Here is a 16,484-nt window from a genome sequence, read left to right as displayed (position 1 = left end):
ATGCGTATCGCTGTGTTCGTCGAGAACCGCAACGGTGTCGGTCTCGCCTCGGAGATCATGAAGGCTCCGGGAGCCGAGGCACACTCCTTCCACCTGGTCACGGCAGACCGGGACGGCGATGTCGCCGGATGGATCGAACAGGAGGCGGCGGCCCGCTTCGAGGACTTGAAGGTGCACAACCTGTTCCAGGTCGACGAGCCGCTCAGCGGCGCCGAGTTCCTGGAGGAGGTCGGCCACCGCATCCACGCCTTCACCGACCAGGAGCGCATCGACCGGCTGGTGTTCTTCAACGACCAGTCGCAGCGCGGCCGCCGGGTCGCCGGCGAGCTGGGCCGCACGCTCCCGCTGGTCCTCGTCCAGGACGGGCATCTGGACTTCCACTTCAAGAAGACCGACCCGGGCCTGCGCGACCAGAACTGGTACTACGGCTCCTCCTCCCCCGCCGCCGTCTGCGTCTGGGGACCGGCCACCGCGCACCATCTGATGTTCCGCTCCGCGGACAGCGACGCGCCCGTCCACATCACCGGCGCGCTCGGCCACAGCGACGACCCCCAGCTGCTGCGGGCGGCCCGCTCCACCACCCACCGGCATGCCAAGCGTCCCGGCGAGCCGCTGCGCATCGTCGTCCTCGACCAGCCGCTCGCCGACCAGCGCAAGCTCTCCCGGAACGAGCACCGGGACGCGCTCAAGGAGCTGTGCGAGGCGCTCACCGCCTTCGGCGAGGTGGAGATCAAGCCGCACCCCTCCACGCTCCGCGCCCACCTCGACTGGCTGCACAAGCTGCCCGACGTCACCGTGCTCGACGAGAAGGCGCTTCTGGAGGCCGAGGCCCTCGACGGCTACGACCTCGCGATCACCTTCTTCTCCACCACCTATCTGCAGACGCTGCGGGCCGGCACACCGCTGATCCTGTTCAGCCCGCCCGCGCTGAACATCGTCTTCCCGACGATCAACCACCCGCTGCTGCGCAACGTCGGCACGGTCGGCGAACTCGTCGACGTCGCCGCCGAGTTGCAGCGCACCGGCAAGTTCACGCCCAACGCCCACGGCGAGCCCGTCGAGCACTTCCTCACCTTCCACGACGACGTCCCCTCCCGCGTCCTGCGGCGCATCGAGGACGCGGAGATCCCCGTCGAGCGCCCCGCGCCCCGCTGGTCGGCGCCGGCCGAGGCACAGCCGCACACCGCCCGCGCCGAACGCGCCCTGCGGGACGTCGAGGGACGCCTCAACCGGCCGCGCTCGCTGGCCGTCCTGGGCCTCGGCTTCTCCTACGTCACCGGCGTGGCGATCCCGGTGCTCACCTACACCCAGGCGCTGCTCGCGCAGAGCCCGGTCGACATCCGCTACTTCGACCTCGGCGTCTACTCGCGCTCCGAGGACGTGCTGGCCGACCTGGAGGGCGCCGAGGTCGTCCTGATCAACAGCCTCGCCCCGTTCTGGCGCTCCCCGTTCGCCAACGAACTGGTGGAGGCGCTGCACGCGCTGGGCCGCTCCGTGGTGCTGTACGCCCACGAGACCGAGTACGTGATGAACTTCGAGGGCGAGCAGCACGCGCTCCGGCACAAGGAGATGCTCAAGGTGCTGCCCAAGATGAGGGTGCTGTGCGTCTCCACCGCCCAGGCCGACATGTTCCGTCAGCTCGGCGTGAGCGACCCGGTCGTCGTCTACAACACCGTGCCGCTGGACACCCACCGCGCCCGGGCCCGGCAGACGCCCGGTGAGCGGCCGCGGATCGTGATGGTCGGCTCGATGCAGGACCGCAAGGGCCTCGACCTGTTCTCGCGGGTCGCGGAACTCGCGTACGCGCAGGGCCTGCCGTGGCGGTTCGCGTGGATCGGCCACAAGACCTGGCGGATCGGTCCCTCGACGCTGCTGTCCGACCGCGTCGAGTGGATGGGGGCGCTCTCCCGCGACCGGGTACGCGAGGAGCTCGCCGCGTCCGACGTGTTCTTCCTGTCCAGTGTGGACGACCCGATGCCGCTGTCGGTGGTGGAGGCGGTGCAGCAGCGGCTACGCACGGTCACCTACCACCGGGTGGGCTCCCGCGAGGTGCTGGAGGGGGTGCCCGGCTACCGCTCGTTCGCCGAGTACACGCCCGAGGCGGCGCTGGACGCGCTGCGGCACGTGCTCGACGAGCAGGTGTCGGAGGAGGAGTACCGGGACGTCGAGGAGCTGTTCGACATCTCCGCCTTCACCGCCCGGATGACGACGGCCCTGAACCTGGCGCGCCCCGGCGACATGCCGCGCGCGCTGCCCGCCGACGCTCCGGAGCAGGCTGAGGAGCCGGACGGCGAGACGTCGTACGCCGAGGGGCCGTTCTCGGCGGTGCTCTCCCGGCACGCCAAGTACCTCGCCGAGGACTTCACCCGGCACTTCACCGCGGGCCGGCACGACGAGGCGCTGCGCGTGGGCACGGAGATCCTGCGCCGCAGACAGCCGGTGGACGTGCTCATCGGCATGGCCGAGATACGTGCCGCGCGCGGCGACGCCGACGAGGCGTTCCGGCTGCTGTCGGCCGCCGCCATCGCGGGCGGCGACCGGGGCAGGGTGTGGTCGGAGATCTCCCGCGTGGCGGGGGACCTCGGCGCCCGCGGCAGGGCGATACGACAGCTCGCCCGCAAGGAGAGCATCCGGATCGACCTCGCCAACCGCTCCGCGCGACTGCTGAAGCCGAGCTGAGCCGCCGGATCGAGCAGTAGGCCGCCGGGTGAACGTGTGCCGAACCGCCCACCCGGCGGCCGTGGCGTTTCCTGTGATTCACCCGGGCGATGGCTGAACGCCTCCTCCGAGCCGGGGACCTTCACAGAGGAGCCGAGGTGATCCGCGGAGCTTCGGGTAGGCGCCGAGCACCATGTCTGCTTCCTCCCCCACCCTCGCCACCGCTCCCCCCTCCCCCACCACCTCGTCCGCGCCGGCCCCCGGCCGGTCCACCGCCGCGCCCGCCGCCGCCCCATCACACGACGCCGCATCGCACGACGCCGCGTCCGGCGGGCGTCGGGGACGGCTCCTCGCCCTGGACGGGCTGCGCCTCCTGGCCGCGCTGATGGTCTGCCTGTACCACTACGCCGGACGCGGCGGCACGGTCTCCGAGTCCTGGCACCAGAGCCCGTCCCGCGTCTTCCCGACCCTGTCCCAGGCGGCCGCCTACGGTTGTCTCGGGGTTCAGTTCTTCTTCGTGATCAGCGGTTTCGTCATCTGCATGAGCAGCTGGGGCCGTACCCTCGGCGACTTCTTCCGCTCCCGGGTCGCCCGCCTCTACCCCGCCTACTGGGTCGCCCTGGTGCTGATCACCGGCGCGGCGATCGTCCTGCCGGCCGTCGTGCACCCGGTCCGGGCGGACGAGTTCCTGGTCAACCTGACGATGCTGCAACAGCCCATGGGCGTGCCGCGCGTGCTGGGCGTGTGCTGGACGCTGTGGGTCGAGGTCCGCTTCTACGCGCTCTTCGCCCTGCTCGTCGTCCTGCGCGGGGTCACCTACCGCCGGGTGGTGCTGTTCTGCTGTGTGTGGACCCTGGCGGCGGTGGTGTGCCGCACGTCGGGCAACGCGCTGACGGACCAGCTGGTCATGCCGGACTACGCCCCCTTCTTCATCGGCGGGCTCGCCCTGTACCTCATCCACCGCTTCGGCAGCGACCTGCTGCTGTGGGGCATCGTGGCCGCCTCCTGGCTGCTCGGGCAGAGCAACGCCACGCGGGGGCTGTGGCACGCGGGAGCGCACGGCGACCTCGTGCGCGATCCGTGGATCATCCTGCTGATCGTCACGCTCGCCTTCGCCGCCGTGGCGGCCGTCGCGCTGGGCTGGACCGGCCGAGCCGACTGGCGGTGGCTGGCCACGGCCGGGGCGCTGACGTACCCGTTCTACCTGGTCCACGAGCACCTGGGCTGGTTCGTCATCCGTGTGCTGCACCGGGGCGCCGGGCTGCCCGCGTGGCCGACGCTCGGGCTGACCGTGCTCGGCATGCTGCTGCTCGCGTGGCTGATGCACCGGTTTGTGGAGAAACCGATCGGCCCGCGGCTGAAAAGGGCGCTGAAGAGGTCCCGTACACCCGGATTCTCCACGTGATCCACCTGGTGGCCGGCCTGGAAGAGATCAGGAAAGAGGGCGCGGCCTACCGGACGATCGTTCGGAATTTTGCCATCCGTTCACCTCTGCTTGGGTTTTGAACCACCCCTCGGGGCAGGCACGGTAGTGCCCTTGCAGGCCACCCCCACAGCCTTTCCGCAGGGATCTCACAGACCGCCGACCGAGGGAGCGCCTCCACCGCATGGCCACCACCCAGGAAGCGACGCGACCGCCCCACCGCCTCGAGGACGTGCCGGGCTGGTTCCCGGTGCTCGACCAGATGCTCTTCGACTGGTTCCTGAACCTCCAGGAGACCGCCGGCACCCACGGCGACCTCCTGGAGGTCGGCGTCTACATGGGCAAGAGCGCGATCTTCATCGGCCGGCACCAGCAGCCGGGTGAGAAGTACACCGTGTGCGACCTCTTCGAGGGCGACGCGCCGGACGACGCCAACCGCGCCGAGTCCACCAAGTCGTACAGCGCGCTGACCCGGCGCGTCTTCGAGGAGAACTACCGCTCCTTCCACGACGAGCTCCCCCGCGTCCTCCAGGGGCCCAGCTCCCTGGTGCCCGCCGAGGTCGCGCCGCGCTCCTGCCGGTTCGTGCACATCGACGGCTCGCACCTGTACGAGCACGTGCACGGCGACATAGGCGCGGCCCACGACCTGCTGCTGCCGGACGGCATCGTCGTCCTCGACGACTTCCGCTCCGAGCACACGCCCGGCGTGTCCATAGCCGCCTGGGAGGCCGTGCTCAACCGGGGCCTGCGCCCCGTCTGTCTGAGCACGCAGAAGCTCTACGGGACCTGGGGCGACCCGGAGCCGGTCCAGGAGCGGCTGCTGGCCATGGCGCGGGAGCGGTCCGACTGCCACGTGAGCGTCCAGGAGGCCGCCGGGCACCAGATCGTCCGCCTGAAGTCCCACGGGATGCGGGCGCCGGAATTCCCGCCCTCCCGGCACGCCGGCGAAGCCGCCACGACGGCAGCTGGGACAGCCGGGGCATCCGGAGCATCGGGGGCGGTGTCGGCACCGGCGTCCGCCTCCGCGGCAGCGGGCGCCCGGCCCGCGGCCCGTCGCGGCAGCCGGGTCCGCCGGGTCGCCGTCGACCTGCTGCCGCCGGTCGTCACCCGGGCGATACGCAACGCGCGCGCGGCCCGGAGCTGACCGCTCGCTCAGCCGATCCCGTAGCGGGCCTCGATGCCCGCGATCACCAGCGCCAGCCCTTCCTCGAACTGCCCGTCGTAGTCGTCGAAGAGCACCCTTCCGGCCTCGGCCGCGAGCGGGAAGTCGGCCATGCGCCTGGCGCGTTCCTCGATGTCGTACCCCTCCCGGCGCTCGCCCGGGAGGGGCTGCACGCCCTGCTCCTCGGTGACGAACCCGATGGTGAACATGTTCATGGTCCGCGCCGCGTTGACCGCCTGCACCAGGGTGAAGCCGGCGCCCGTGAGGACGCGCAGGTGCGCCTCCATCTCGCGGGCGTGGTCCGTGCCCGTGAAGCGTGATCCGCTGAAGACCTTGGCGCCGTCGCGGTAGCCGAGCAGGGCGGCGCGCAGCCCGCGACTGGTCCTGAGCAACCGCTCCTGCCAGCTGTCGGCGGGATCGAGCACCGCCCCGGCGACCATCCGCCGGTACATCTCCGTCGCCATCTCGTCGAGCAGCGCCTGCTTGTCCTTGAAGTGCCAGTACAGCGCCGGGGCCTTGACGTCCAGCTCCTTGGCGATGGCGCGCAGGGTCAGCCCGTCCAGGCCGACCTCGTTCAGCAGCCGCAGCGCCGTGTCCGCGACCCGTTTGCGGTCCAGGGGCGCGCGTCGTTCCGTACTCACGCTTGACAGCTTAACAGCGTTAAGGGCACTCTCATGGGCGACGGCACTTAACAGCGTTAAGGAGAATCGTGATGGATGTCCTGATCGTGGGGGCCGGTCCGACCGGCCTCACCCTCGGCATCGACCTCGCCCGGCGTGGCGTGGACGCGCTGGTGGTGGAGCGGGCCGAGGGGCTGTTCCCCGGCTCGCGCGGCAAGGGGATCCAGCCGCGCACCCAGGAGGTCTTCGACGACCTCGGCGTCCTCGACGCGATACGCGCGGCCGGTGGCCCCTATCCGGTGTCGGTGATCTGGAAGGACGGCGAGCGGGTCGGCGAGCGGCCCATGTTCGAGCCCCTGACGGCGGACGAGGGCGCGCCGTACACCGAGCCGCTGATGATCGCGCAGTGGCGCACCCAGGAAGTCCTCTACGCGCGGCTGGTGGAGCTGGGCGGCACGGTCGAGTTCGGGCGCGAGGTGACCGGCCTGGAGCAGGACGCGGAGGGCGTGAGCGCGCGGTTCGCCGACGGTACGGCCGTCCGCGCGCGGTACGTCGTCGCGGCCGACGGCGGGCGCTCGACGGTACGGCGCGCGGTGGGCGTGGGCATGACCGGCGAGGCGGTCGACCCGAGCCCGTTCCTGGTGGCGGACGTGCGGGTGACGGGGCTCGACCGGGAGCACTGGCACGTCTTCCCGGGTGCCGACGGCACCGGCGTCATGCTGTGCCCGCTCGCCGGCACGGACGACTTCCAGCTGGCCGGGAAGCTCCCGGAGGGCACCGAGCTCGACCTCTCCCTCGACGGCATCCGCAAGCTGGTCGCCGCGTACACGCACCTCGACGCCGAGGACGTCACCGAGCTGCGCTGGGCCTCCGACTTCCGGCCGCGGACGGGGCTGGCGGAACGGTTCCGGGCGGGCCGGGTCTTCCTCGCGGGCGACGCGGCCCACGTCCACTCACCGGCCGGCGGACAGGGCCTCAACACCAGCGTCCAGGACGCGTACAACCTGGGCTGGAAGCTGGGCGCGGTGCTGCGGGACGGGGCTCCCGAGGCCCTCCTCGACACCTACGAGGAGGAACGGCGCCCCAACGCGGCGGCCATGCTGGGCCTGTCCACGGGCGTCCACCGCGGCGAGGTGCAGCGGGGGAAGGCGACGGCCCAGCTCGGTCTGGGATACCCGGGCTCCTCCCTGACCGAGGACCACCGCACCGACCCGACCGGACCATGCGCGGGCGACCGCGCCCCGGACGGCACCGTGGCCGGCACCCGCCTCTTCGACGCGTTCCGGGGCCCGCACTGGACCCTGCTGGGCGCGACGGCGCCCGTGGCGGGTCTGCCGGGCGTGGTGGCACTCCCGGCGGCCCCGGAGTCGTACGGCCCCGGTGTGTTCCTGGTCCGCCCGGACGGGTACGTCGGCTGGGCGGGCGACTCGGCGGACGGACTCGGCGCCTACCTCGCCCGAGTCGGCATCCGCTGAACGCCGGGAGCTACGCGCTGGCCAGAGAGAGCTTCACCGCGAACCCGAGGAACAGCGCACCCGCCGCCGACGTGGCCGTCGCGGACAGCCGCTTGCGGCGGCGGAAGGCGGCGGCCAAGCGGGTGCCGCCGAATATCAGGGCGCTGAGGTACAGGAAGCTGGCGAGCTGCGCGAAGGCGCCGAGGACCACGAAGGACAGCGCCGGATAGGCGTACCCCGGGTCGACGAACTGCACGAAGAAGGCGACGAAGAACAGGATCGCCTTGGGGTTGAAGAGGCTGACGACAAGGGCCCGGCGGTAGGGCCGCTCCTCGGCCGCCGCGAGGGGCGCGGCCTCCTCGGCGGACTGCTCCCGCCGGGTCCGCCACATCGTCCACGCGGCCCGCAGCATCCCGATCGCCAGCCACGTCAGATACCCGGCGCCGGCGTACTTCACGATCCCGAACAGCACGGCGTTCGCCTGCAACAGGGAGGCGACCCCGGCCGCCGACAGCGTCATCAGCACGGTGTCCCCGCAGAACACCCCGGCCGCGGCGGTGTAACCGGCCCGCACTCCGCGCCGGGCGGCCACGGAGAGGACGTAGAGCGAGTTGGGGCCTGGCAGCAGGACGATCAGGACGAGACCGGCCAGGTAGGTGGGGAGATCGATGACGCCGAACATGAAAAGGAGTGTCGCACGGAGGTACGACAGTCAGTCGTCGCCGTCCAGGAGGGTGTCCACGGAGAGGTCGAGGGTGACACCTACGGATTCGGGGAGCGGGACGGTCTCGCCTCGCTTGTAGCGGGTGGGGGCAGGGTACTTGCCTTCCTTGGGCTTCTCGTAGAGCAGGACTTCCTCGTGTCGGCGATCGGCCACCATGTACACAGGGATTCCGGCCTCGGCGTAAAGCTCGACCTTGAGGGCCGTGTCATCAGACCAGTTGGAAGAGGTCACTTCCAGCACCATGCGGAAGACATGCGGTGCATAACAGTTCCTCTGGACGAGCGCGTCTGCGATGTCGGCGTCGACCACAGACAGATCCGGGATCGCATAGTCGGCCGGGCCGGTCGGCAGCCACAGGCCAATACCGGGACGGACCTTGAGGCCAGCCTCCTTCGCCCCGGCCTGCCGGATCTCGCAACCGATCTCGAACACGGTCCCCTGGTGCGGCTCATCCGGCGGCGGCGACACGATAAGGCTCCCTCGAAGGATCTCCACGCGGTGTCCGGGCAGCCAGCTGGAGACACGGTCGGCGGCTTCGGCGATCGTCATCTCGCGCTCTATCACAGCCACGGCAACCTCCTTTCGGGAGCACTCTCCACGAGAGTAACGGGGAACGGACGGATTCCGCCCATGATCACCCATATGGAGTAACCGCCCAGCTCAGAACACCTCCGACGGCTCGTACGCTCCCCACACCTCCCTCAGTGCGTTGCACACCTCTCCCACGGTGGCCCGCGCCCGCAGCGCCTCCTTCATCGGGTACAGCACGTTGTCCTCGCCCTCGGCCGCCTTCCTCAGCGCGTCCAGAGCGAGGTCCACGGCCCGCTGGTCCCGCTCGGCGCGCAGCACGGCCAGCCGCTCCACCTGCCGCACCTCGATCGCGGGGTCCACCCGCAGCGGCTCGTACGGCTCCTCCTCGTCCAGCTGGAAGCGGTTGACGCCCACGACCACCCGCTCCCCGGACTCCGTCTCCTGGGCGATGCGGTAGGCGTTGCGCTCGATCTCGGCCTTCTGGAAGCCCCGCTCGATCGCCGCCTCCGCGCCGCCGAGGTCCTCGACCCGGCGCATCAGGTCCAGCGCGGCCGTCTCGACCTCGTCGGTCAGCTTCTCGACCGCGTACGAGCCCGCGAACGGGTCGACCGTCGCCGTCACGTCCGTCTCGTACGCCAGCACCTGCTGTGTCCGCAGCGCGAGCCGCGCGCTCTTGTCCGTCGGCAGGGCGATCGCCTCGTCGAAGGAGTTGGTGTGCAGGGACTGCGTGCCGCCGAGCACCGCGCCCAGGGCCTGGACGGCCACCCGGACCAGGTTCACCTCCGGCTGCTGGGCCGTCAGCTGCACGCCCGCCGTCTGGGTGTGGAAGCGCAGCATCCACGACTTCGGGTTCCTCGCCCCGAAGTCCTCCCGCATCACCCGCGCCCAGATCCGCCGTGCCGCGCGGAACTTGGCGACCTCCTCCAGCAGCGTCGTACGGGCCACGAAGAAGAAGGACAGGCGGGGGGCGAAGTCGTCGACGTCCATGCCGGCCGCGACCGCCGTGCGGACGTACTCGATGCCGTCGGCGAGCGTGAAGGCGATCTCCTGCGCGGGAGACGCGCCCGCCTCGGCCATGTGGTAGCCGGAGATCGAGATGGTGTTCCACTTCGGGATCTCGGCGGTGCAGTACCTGAAGATGTCGGCGGTCAGCCGCAGGGACGGCTTCGGCGGGAAGATGTACGTCCCGCGCGCGATGTACTCCTTCAGGACGTCGTTCTGGATGGTGCCGGTCAGGCGGTCCGCCGATACGCCCTGTTCCTCCGCCACCAGCTGGTACAGGAGCAGCAGCAGCGCGGCCGGCGCGTTGATCGTCATCGACGTCGACACCTGGTCCAGCGGGATGCCGTCGAACAGCACCCGCATGTCCTCGACCGAGTCGATCGCCACGCCCACCTTGCCGACCTCGCCGTGCGCGAGGGGCGCGTCGGAGTCGTGGCCCATCTGGGTGGGCAGGTCGAAGGCGACCGACAGACCGGTGGTGCCGTGCGCGATCAGCTGCCGGTAGCGGGCGTTGGACTCGGCTGCCGTGCCGAACCCGGCGTACTGGCGCATGGTCCAGGGGCGGCCGGTGTACATGGTCGGGTACACCCCCCGGGTGTACGGGTACGCCCCCGGTTCGCCCAGTTTCCCGTCCGGGTCCCAGCCGGTCAGGTCCGCCGGCCCGTACACCGGCTCGATCGGCAGCCCCGACTCCGACTCACGTGCCATGGATGCCTCCGCAGGTCCGTTTCGTCCCTCCTCACCATGCCCCGTAGTTCGCCGGCGGTCACGCGGGGAAACATCCCCGGCATGAGGAATCCGGGGAGACCAGCCGCCGTACTCGTCTCGATCGCCGCCCTCGCCGCGCTCTGCGGCTGCACCGTGCAGCCCCCGGGCGACGACGGCAAGAACCGTTCACCCGTCCATGTCGAGCTGCCCTCCAGCAGGGCTCCCGCCCCCACCCGGACGGCCGAGAGCACGCCCGCCGCCAAGCCCGCCGCGCCCGCGCCCCGGGTGCTGTTCTCGCGCGGGGACAGCGGAGCGGGCGTCCGCGAGCTGCAGGCCCGGCTGCGCCAGGTCGCCTGGCTGTTCGACGGGCCGACGGGGACCTACGACGATCTGACCGAGCAGGCCGTCAAGGGCTTCCAGGGCAAGCGAGGGCTGCCCCGGACCGGCGAGCTGGACACCGTCACCTGGCAGCGGCTGCTGGGCATGACGCACGAGCCCGGCCAGTGGGAGCTGTACCTGATGGGCGGTCAGCCGGCCGCCGCGCCCGACCCGCGCTGTCTGACCGGCCGGGTGCTGTGCATCAGCAAGACCAGCCGGACACTGCGCTGGATGATCGACGGGCGCACCGTGTCGACGGTGTCCGTCCGCTTCGGCGCCCAGTACACCCCGACCCGCGAAGGTGTGTTCCACGTCTACTGGAAGTCACGGCACCATGTGTCGACGCTCTACCACTCCCCGATGCCGTACGCCATGTTCTTCAGCGGCGGCCAGGCGGTGCACTACTCCTACGACTTCGCGGCACGCGGGTACGCGGGCGGTTCGCACGGGTGCGTCAACGTACGGGACGAGGCGGCGATCGCGGAGCTGTTCGCGCAGGTGAGGACCGGCGACAAGGTCGTCGTCTCCTGGTGAGGATGCGGGGCGCGGGCGGGACCGGGGGAACGTGTCCCGCCCGCGCCAAGGTGCACGAGCCGCAGGTACGGGGGGAACCCCGGCTCAGTGCGACGGCCGATGACCAGTCGGCTCACTCAGTACTGCGTCACGCGGGCCAAAAACGTCACAGCTTTCGCGAAAAAAATTTCGCGCCCGCCAAAACCGCAGGTCAGAGGGGTGCCTACGAGGGGCTCGGCGAGGGTGCCGGACGGTTGGTCCCCCGGTGGCCGGGGTGCGCGGGCGCGAGGGCCGTGGCGGCGGGGGAGGGTGCGACGTCGCTCCGGCGGTGCCGGCCGTGGCCCTGGTCATCGCCGTGGCCCCGGTCCTTGCCGTGCCCGTGGCCGTGGTCCCGGCCTTCCCGGCCGTCGTCGTCGCCGCCTCGGCCGCTCCCGTCGCCCTTGCCCTTGTCGTCGTCGCTGCCGCCGTTGCCGTTGCCCTTGCCGCCGTTGTCCTCGCCGGCGTTCGCACCGCCGGAGGAGGTGGTCTCGCCGGCCGCCAGCACGGCCTTGCAGTAGCTCCGCACGCGCGCCGAGCCGCCCGCCAGGTTCTCCAGGGCCCGCTTGCGGTCGTTGCCCAGCTCCTTGCCGTCGCGCAGGGCGCGGCAGTCCGCCGAGGCCTCCCTCCACCACGTGCCGCGAGACCCGGAGTCGCCGCCGGTGCCGGGCTTGGCGCCCTTGTGCTCTCCCGAGGCCTTGTCGGAGGAGGCACCGCCGGGGGAACCGCTCGCGCTGCCGCCGGGCGTGGCCGTGGCGGAGCCGTGGCCCCCCGAGGACCGCGGGGACGGCGAGACGAGCGGCTGCCCCGGGGTCTCGTCGGCGGAGACGGAGGCGCCGGGGGCGGGCCGCTCGTGGTGGAACGGGGTGGGCAGCACCCCGCTGCCCGCGGCCATCGCGACCCCGCCGAGCGTGCCCGCGGCCACCGCCGCGGCGAGCGTCAGCCGGGCCGGGCGGGCCCAACGGGGGCGGCGGGACCGGCGGGAGCGGATTCCGCTACGGATGGGGGCGCCGATGCGGACCACGTCCGCGTCGAGGTCGGACGCGGGCACGCCGGGGCGCCGGTTCGCACCGACGGCACCGAGGGCGTTGCTGGTGCGCTCGGCCTCGGCCGCCTCGCGGGACTTGCGGAACGCGGCCAGCGCGGCCTGCTCGCCCGGGAGTTCGGTGGTCGCGGGAGCCATCTCGGCGGAGAGTGCGCCGAGCGCCTCGGCGAGGCGTTCCGCCTGGTCACGGGCGGCGGCATCGACGGCTTCCAGCGACTCACCGCTCAGCAGGCGTTCCGCCGTCTCACGGTTCAGCCACTTGTTGTGCTCGTCGGCCATCACATGTCCTTCTGCGTCCGCGTACGCGTATGCGTCACACTCGCGGACGTCATCGCGCCACCGCGCGGTTCTCGCTGGGGCGGAAGCGCGTCGAGCACGCCCGCCGATTCCGGATCGTCGCCGAGCAGCTCCGCGAGCCTCTTGAGGCCGCGGTGCGCGGCGGTGCGTACGGCGCCCGCGCGCTTGCCGAGCGTCTCCGCCGCGGACTTGGCGTCGAGGCCGACCACCACGCGCAGCACGACCGCCTCGGCCTGGTCCTGCGGCAGGCGGGCTATGAGCGAGAGGGTGCCGTCGGTGGTCAGGGCCTCGATGGCCTCGCCGGCCGTGTCGGACTCGGCGGCGCGGCCGGCCAGCTCGGTCTCGTCGCCGCCTATCGCGGGGCGGCGGCCGCGCATGCGTATGTGGTCGAGGGCGCGGTTGCGGGCGATCCGCGCGGCCCAGCCGCGGAACCGGTCGGCGTCGCCACTGAACCGGCCGAGGTCCCGGGCGATCTGCAGCCAGGTCTCCGACGCGACGTCCTCCGCGTCCGGGTCGCCGACGAGCGTGCGCACGTAACCGAGCAGCCGGGGATGCACCGCGCGGTACACCGTACGGAACGCGGTCTCGTCCCCGTTCTGTGCCGCACGCACCGCGGCGGTCAGCTCCGCGTCGTCCCCCAGCACCGCACTCCCTTATTGCACCTGTCCTCTTCGGCGCGAAAGGCACGTTACGGCGTCGACCGCTGCTCGTCCATGTCTGTAGAAGATGCAACTAACTCGTGACCGATGAGGTGTGACACAAACCGCACCCTCGACGCTGATGTAAGTACGGGCCGCCGCGCGGCCCGTGCCGCGCGACGGCCGGGGCCTCTCCTGTGGGGGGTGGCGGCCCCGGCCGTTGCCTCGGCGAGCGAGGACGCGGCCGAGAGCGCAATCAGGGCGCGGGGAAACGCAACCATTTGACCCGGTTGGCCACATGGGCCACCGGGTCATCGTCGTTCACTTACTGGTTACTTATTCCCATTGTTCGTTTCGGCACTGTTGTCCGCCTTGCCGCTGTTGTCCGACTTGGAGTCGGTGCCCTTGCCGGCGTTCTGGCCGTTGTTCTCGGTGCCCGTCTGGCCGTTGTTCTGGCCGGCGTTCTCGCTGCCGCCCCGGCTGTCGCGCCGGCTGTCGCCCTGGCCGTTGTCGTGGGTCTCCGCGGCCCGCGCCAACTGGGCGGTGCAGTAGGCCGCGACGTGGTCCTCGCCGCCCGCGGCCTCCAGCAGCCGCTGCCAGGCCGTGGCGTCGAGCGCCTTGCCCCGGTCCTTCACCTGCTCGTACGCCCGGCAGTGCGCCAGGGTGTCCTTGGCGGTGTCCGGGCGGTCCGGGTGCGCCGAGGACCCGGCGGACGACCCGGCCGACGCGTCGGCGCCGGACCGCTCCGGGGCGCTCGTCACCGGGTGCGTGTTTCGCCCGTCGCCATGGGCGCCGTCCGACGAGGAGCCGGCCGCGCCGATCGCCGCCACGGCGACGCCGCCCAGCGTGAGGCTCGCGGCGAACACCGACAGCGTGGTCTTCACCGACAGCCGCAGACGCCACGGCTCCCGGGGCCGCCAGTCGTCCCGGCGCCGGGTCCGCGCCCGCCGCGAGCCGTGCAGGCCCGCGTCCCGGGCGGCGCGGAACGCGGCCACGGCGTGCCGCTCGGCGTCGGAGCCGGGGGTGAGGGGTGTGGTACGGAAGGCGGCGGCGAGGCCCTCCTCCAGCCGGGCGTCCGCGGTGCCGGCGCCGCCGCTCTGCCGTTCACCCATGTCAGTTCCCGTCCCTGTCCGATCCGTGTGTCACGCACTGTGTGCCACACGCTGTCTGTCTCGCGCGGTCCGCCACGCGGGATGCGCCCGGCTTCCCGGACGCGTCGCCCGGTGTCCCGGATTCCTCCGGTGTCCCGGATTCATACGGACCACGGCCGCCGGCGTTCATCCGTGCGGTCGTAGGCGTCGATCCGCCACGGTTCGCCGCACGACTCACCGCCCGGCTCATCGCACGGCTCATGTCGACTCCCCCAGCGTGCGGGAGCCCTCATCCGTCACACCCGCATCAGCGACGTCGTGCGCGCCCAGCCGGCGGGCGAGGCGTTTCAGCCCCCGGTACGCGGCCGTACGCACCGCGCCGGGCCGCTTGCCGAGGACACGTGCGGCCGCCGGACCGTCCAGGCCGACGACGACACGCAGCATCACCGCCTCCGCCTGGTCGCGCGGCAGCTCCTGGACCAGTGCGAGGGCGCGCTCGGTGGACAGGGACTCCAGCGCCTGGTCATAGGTGCTCTGCGGCCCGGGCAGGTCCAGTACGTCCTGTTCGAGGGTGGTCGCCCGGGGCCGTACCCGCTGCCGGCGCAGATGGTCCAGGGCCCGGTGCCGGGCGATGGTGGCCGTCCAGCCGCGGAAGCCGGCACCGTCGCCCTTGAAGCGCCCGAGGTCACGGGCGATCTCCAGCCAGGCGTCGGAGGCCACGTCTTCGGCGTCGTCGCCGACCAGACCGCGCAGATAGCCGAGCAGGCCCGGCTGGACGATGCGGTACGCGACCGCGAAGGCGGCCTCGTCGCCGTCCTGGGCGCGCGCGACGGCCGCCCCCAGTTCACCGTCGTACGCCTGCAGGCGCCGACGTTCCCCTCCGTGGCCCAAGACCGTCCTCGTCCGTACCGAGCACGCGCCCGCCTTCGGACCTGTGCTCGTGCTCGTAGCGAATCAGCACGACGGGACGCGCTTCACCGGTGTCCCGCGTCCCCAGGGACAACAGCGTCGCGGCGCACAGAAGTGTCACAGCTCCCGGTGCCGCCCTGGGGTCCTCCTCACCCGCCCGCGCCGTCAGCCGATGGCGATGCGGGGGTGGGCGCCGGGCCGTATCCACGTCATGATCCGGTCCATCGTGGCGCGCGGCACGGACACACAACCGGCCGTCGCACCCTTGCCGTTGACGTGCAGGAAGATGCCGGCGCCGCGACCGGGCGTGGCGGGCCACCGGTTGAAGTTGATGACCAGCGCCTTGGCGTACTGCGTGGGGTAGTTGATCAGGTGCTCACTGCCCCGGTCGCCGGCCTCGGTGAGCGGGAAGTCGGCGCCCGTCGCGCTGTGCATGGAGTTGTAGAACTTCGACTGCGGGTCCTCCACCCACCAGTCGAAGCTGTTGACGACGTGGTACGGCATGCTCGTCCCGCCCGCCTCGACCCCGAAGCCCTCGGTGATGCCGTACGTCCCCGTAGGCGTGGTGTACGTCCCCTGCTGCCGCGTCGCCCCGTTCGTGACCCCGTTGGAGCCGACCCGGCCGGCACTCGTGCTGAACTGTGCCTTCCAGCCGGAGGTTCCCTTGGCCCAGGCGGTGACGGTGGCGTACGAGCCGCTCGCCTTCACCGTGATGAGCTGGGTGGCGTCGCCCGGGGAGGCGGGGACGGGGAAGTTCGGGGCGGCGTAGGCGGCGGGCGGCGCGGTGGTGGCCCCGCCCGGGGCCGCGCCGGGCGCGGCGGAGGCACCGCCCTGGCCCTCGGCACCATCCTTGGCCTTGGCGGAGGCGGAGCTGGACGCGGACGCGGACTTCGACGGCGATGCCGACGCTGACGTCGAAGCCAAAGCCGACGCCGATGTCGACGCGGAGCCGCTCGGCGCCGCCGTCCCACCCGACGCCCCGACCGCGACACTGTCCGACCCGGCCCCGGCCTTGTCTCCCCCCTCCCCACCTGAGCCTCCACAGGCCGACGCCATCAGCAGAACACCGGCGACGACCGGCGCGGCGACGAAGCACGTACGGGCACGGGAACGCGAAGAGGGCAGCACGAAGAGACCCTTCGATGGGCAGCAGGACGCGAAGAAACGGCCGGGACACGGCACGGCCGACCGGAACGAGGGCCGGTTATACAACAGCGGTGAACCCGGAGGCGACCGAGAAGACGAACCGGACTCTTCCCGGACTCTCCACGCGAACCGCCCATCCGGTACGGCTG

General features: G+C 71.9%; 14 protein-coding genes. 5 read left to right on the top strand and 9 right to left on the bottom strand.

Going from position 1 to position 16,484, the window contains the following annotated elements:
- From ABZ865_RS12520 to ABZ865_RS12510, 3 genes are all read left to right on the top strand, one after another.
- Complete coding sequence (locus tag ABZ865_RS12520) at window positions 1–2,679, top strand: glycosyltransferase family 4 protein (RefSeq protein WP_361228059.1); 2,679 nt, start codon at window positions 1–3, stop codon at window positions 2,677–2,679.
- A 172-nt stretch (window positions 2,680–2,851) separates the two neighbouring features.
- On the top strand, window positions 2,852–4,063 hold the full coding sequence (locus tag ABZ865_RS12515; protein WP_361228056.1) for an acyltransferase: 1,212 nt from the start codon (window positions 2,852–2,854) through the stop codon (window positions 4,061–4,063).
- 202 nt (window positions 4,064–4,265) lie between these two features.
- Window positions 4,266–5,225 (top strand): class I SAM-dependent methyltransferase, encoded by a 960-nt coding sequence (locus tag ABZ865_RS12510; protein ID WP_361228053.1) that lies wholly within the window; start codon window positions 4,266–4,268, stop codon window positions 5,223–5,225.
- Between the two features lie 8 nt (window positions 5,226–5,233).
- Here ABZ865_RS12510 and ABZ865_RS12505 read toward each other — a convergent pair whose 3' ends face one another.
- Window positions 5,234–5,884: a TetR/AcrR family transcriptional regulator C-terminal domain-containing protein gene (locus ABZ865_RS12505; RefSeq protein ID WP_361228050.1), complete on the bottom strand. Its 651-nt coding sequence runs from the start codon at window positions 5,882–5,884 to the stop codon at window positions 5,234–5,236.
- 71 nt (window positions 5,885–5,955) lie between these two features.
- Here ABZ865_RS12505 and ABZ865_RS12500 point away from each other — a divergent pair, with 71 nt between their 5' ends.
- Window positions 5,956–7,338 carry an FAD-dependent oxidoreductase gene (locus ABZ865_RS12500; RefSeq protein WP_361228048.1) on the top strand — a complete coding sequence of 461 codons (1,383 nt, stop codon included), beginning with the start codon at window positions 5,956–5,958 and terminating at the stop codon, window positions 7,336–7,338.
- A gap of 10 nt (window positions 7,339–7,348) precedes the next feature.
- Here ABZ865_RS12500 and leuE read toward each other — a convergent pair whose 3' ends face one another.
- From leuE to ABZ865_RS12485, 3 genes are all read right to left on the bottom strand, one after another.
- On the bottom strand, window positions 7,349–7,999 hold the full coding sequence (gene leuE, locus ABZ865_RS12495; protein WP_361228043.1) for a leucine efflux protein LeuE: 651 nt from the start codon (window positions 7,997–7,999) through the stop codon (window positions 7,349–7,351).
- Between the two features lie 30 nt (window positions 8,000–8,029).
- On the bottom strand, window positions 8,030–8,611 hold the full coding sequence (locus ABZ865_RS12490; RefSeq protein WP_361228040.1) for a Uma2 family endonuclease: 582 nt from the start codon (window positions 8,609–8,611) through the stop codon (window positions 8,030–8,032).
- A gap of 90 nt (window positions 8,612–8,701) precedes the next feature.
- Window positions 8,702–10,282 (bottom strand): methylmalonyl-CoA mutase family protein, encoded by a 1,581-nt coding sequence (locus tag ABZ865_RS12485; protein WP_361228038.1) that lies wholly within the window; start codon window positions 10,280–10,282, stop codon window positions 8,702–8,704.
- An 81-nt stretch (window positions 10,283–10,363) separates the two neighbouring features.
- On the opposite strand from ABZ865_RS12485, the gene ABZ865_RS12480 reads away from it, so the two are divergent.
- The gene (locus ABZ865_RS12480; protein WP_361228035.1) at window positions 10,364–11,194 is read left to right on the top strand and encodes a L,D-transpeptidase family protein; all 831 of its coding nucleotides are present in this window, start codon (window positions 10,364–10,366) and stop codon (window positions 11,192–11,194) included.
- Between the two features lie 202 nt (window positions 11,195–11,396).
- Here the strand turns inward: ABZ865_RS12480 and ABZ865_RS12475 are convergent, their stop codons facing one another.
- From ABZ865_RS12475 to ABZ865_RS12455, 5 genes are all read right to left on the bottom strand, one after another.
- On the bottom strand, window positions 11,397–12,533 hold the full coding sequence (locus tag ABZ865_RS12475) for a hypothetical protein (protein WP_361228032.1): 1,137 nt from the start codon (window positions 12,531–12,533) through the stop codon (window positions 11,397–11,399).
- Window positions 12,533–13,195, bottom strand: a complete 663-nt coding sequence (locus tag ABZ865_RS12470) for an RNA polymerase sigma factor (RefSeq protein WP_361228029.1) — start codon at window positions 13,193–13,195, stop codon at window positions 12,533–12,535. Before ABZ865_RS12470 ends, ABZ865_RS12475 begins: the two co-directional genes overlap by 1 nt.
- A gap of 326 nt (window positions 13,196–13,521) precedes the next feature.
- A complete protein-coding gene (locus ABZ865_RS12465) occupies window positions 13,522–14,301 on the bottom strand; it encodes a hypothetical protein (protein WP_361228027.1) in 780 nt (259 codons plus the stop codon).
- A gap of 237 nt (window positions 14,302–14,538) precedes the next feature.
- The gene (locus tag ABZ865_RS12460; RefSeq protein ID WP_361228024.1) at window positions 14,539–15,171 is read right to left on the bottom strand and encodes an RNA polymerase sigma factor; all 633 of its coding nucleotides are present in this window, start codon (window positions 15,169–15,171) and stop codon (window positions 14,539–14,541) included.
- A 183-nt stretch (window positions 15,172–15,354) separates the two neighbouring features.
- On the bottom strand, window positions 15,355–16,113 hold the full coding sequence (locus ABZ865_RS12455; RefSeq protein WP_361228021.1) for a L,D-transpeptidase family protein: 759 nt from the start codon (window positions 16,111–16,113) through the stop codon (window positions 15,355–15,357).
- Window positions 16,114–16,484: the final 371 nt, after the last annotated feature.

Origin of the sequence: Streptomyces sp. NPDC047085 (genome assembly GCF_040643735.1) — a bacterium.
Classification (GTDB): Bacteria; Actinomycetota; Actinomycetes; order Streptomycetales; family Streptomycetaceae; genus Streptomyces.
Note: the sequence above shows the minus strand (reverse complement) of the source record. Positions and strands in the feature narration are given on the sequence as shown.

What these genes read in the sequence shown, in the direction of transcription:
- leuE (WP_361228043.1), bottom strand. Translation starts at nt 7,999, where the DNA reads ATGTTCGGCGTCATCGATCTCCCCACCTACCTGGCCGGTCTCGTCCTG.
- ABZ865_RS12510 (WP_361228053.1), top strand. Translation starts at nt 4,266, where the DNA reads ATGGCCACCACCCAGGAAGCGACGCGACCGCCCCACCGCCTCGAGGAC.
- ABZ865_RS12480 (WP_361228035.1), top strand. Translation starts at nt 10,364, where the DNA reads ATGAGGAATCCGGGGAGACCAGCCGCCGTACTCGTCTCGATCGCCGCC.
- ABZ865_RS12465 (WP_361228027.1), bottom strand. Translation starts at nt 14,301, where the DNA reads ATGGGTGAACGGCAGAGCGGCGGCGCCGGCACCGCGGACGCCCGGCTG.
- ABZ865_RS12500 (WP_361228048.1), top strand. Translation starts at nt 5,956, where the DNA reads ATGGATGTCCTGATCGTGGGGGCCGGTCCGACCGGCCTCACCCTCGGC.
- ABZ865_RS12520 (WP_361228059.1), top strand. Translation starts at nt 1, where the DNA reads ATGCGTATCGCTGTGTTCGTCGAGAACCGCAACGGTGTCGGTCTCGCC.
- ABZ865_RS12475 (WP_361228032.1), bottom strand. Translation starts at nt 12,533, where the DNA reads ATGGCCGACGAGCACAACAAGTGGCTGAACCGTGAGACGGCGGAACGC.
- ABZ865_RS12485 (WP_361228038.1), bottom strand. Translation starts at nt 10,282, where the DNA reads ATGGCACGTGAGTCGGAGTCGGGGCTGCCGATCGAGCCGGTGTACGGG.
- ABZ865_RS12515 (WP_361228056.1), top strand. Translation starts at nt 2,852, where the DNA reads ATGTCTGCTTCCTCCCCCACCCTCGCCACCGCTCCCCCCTCCCCCACC.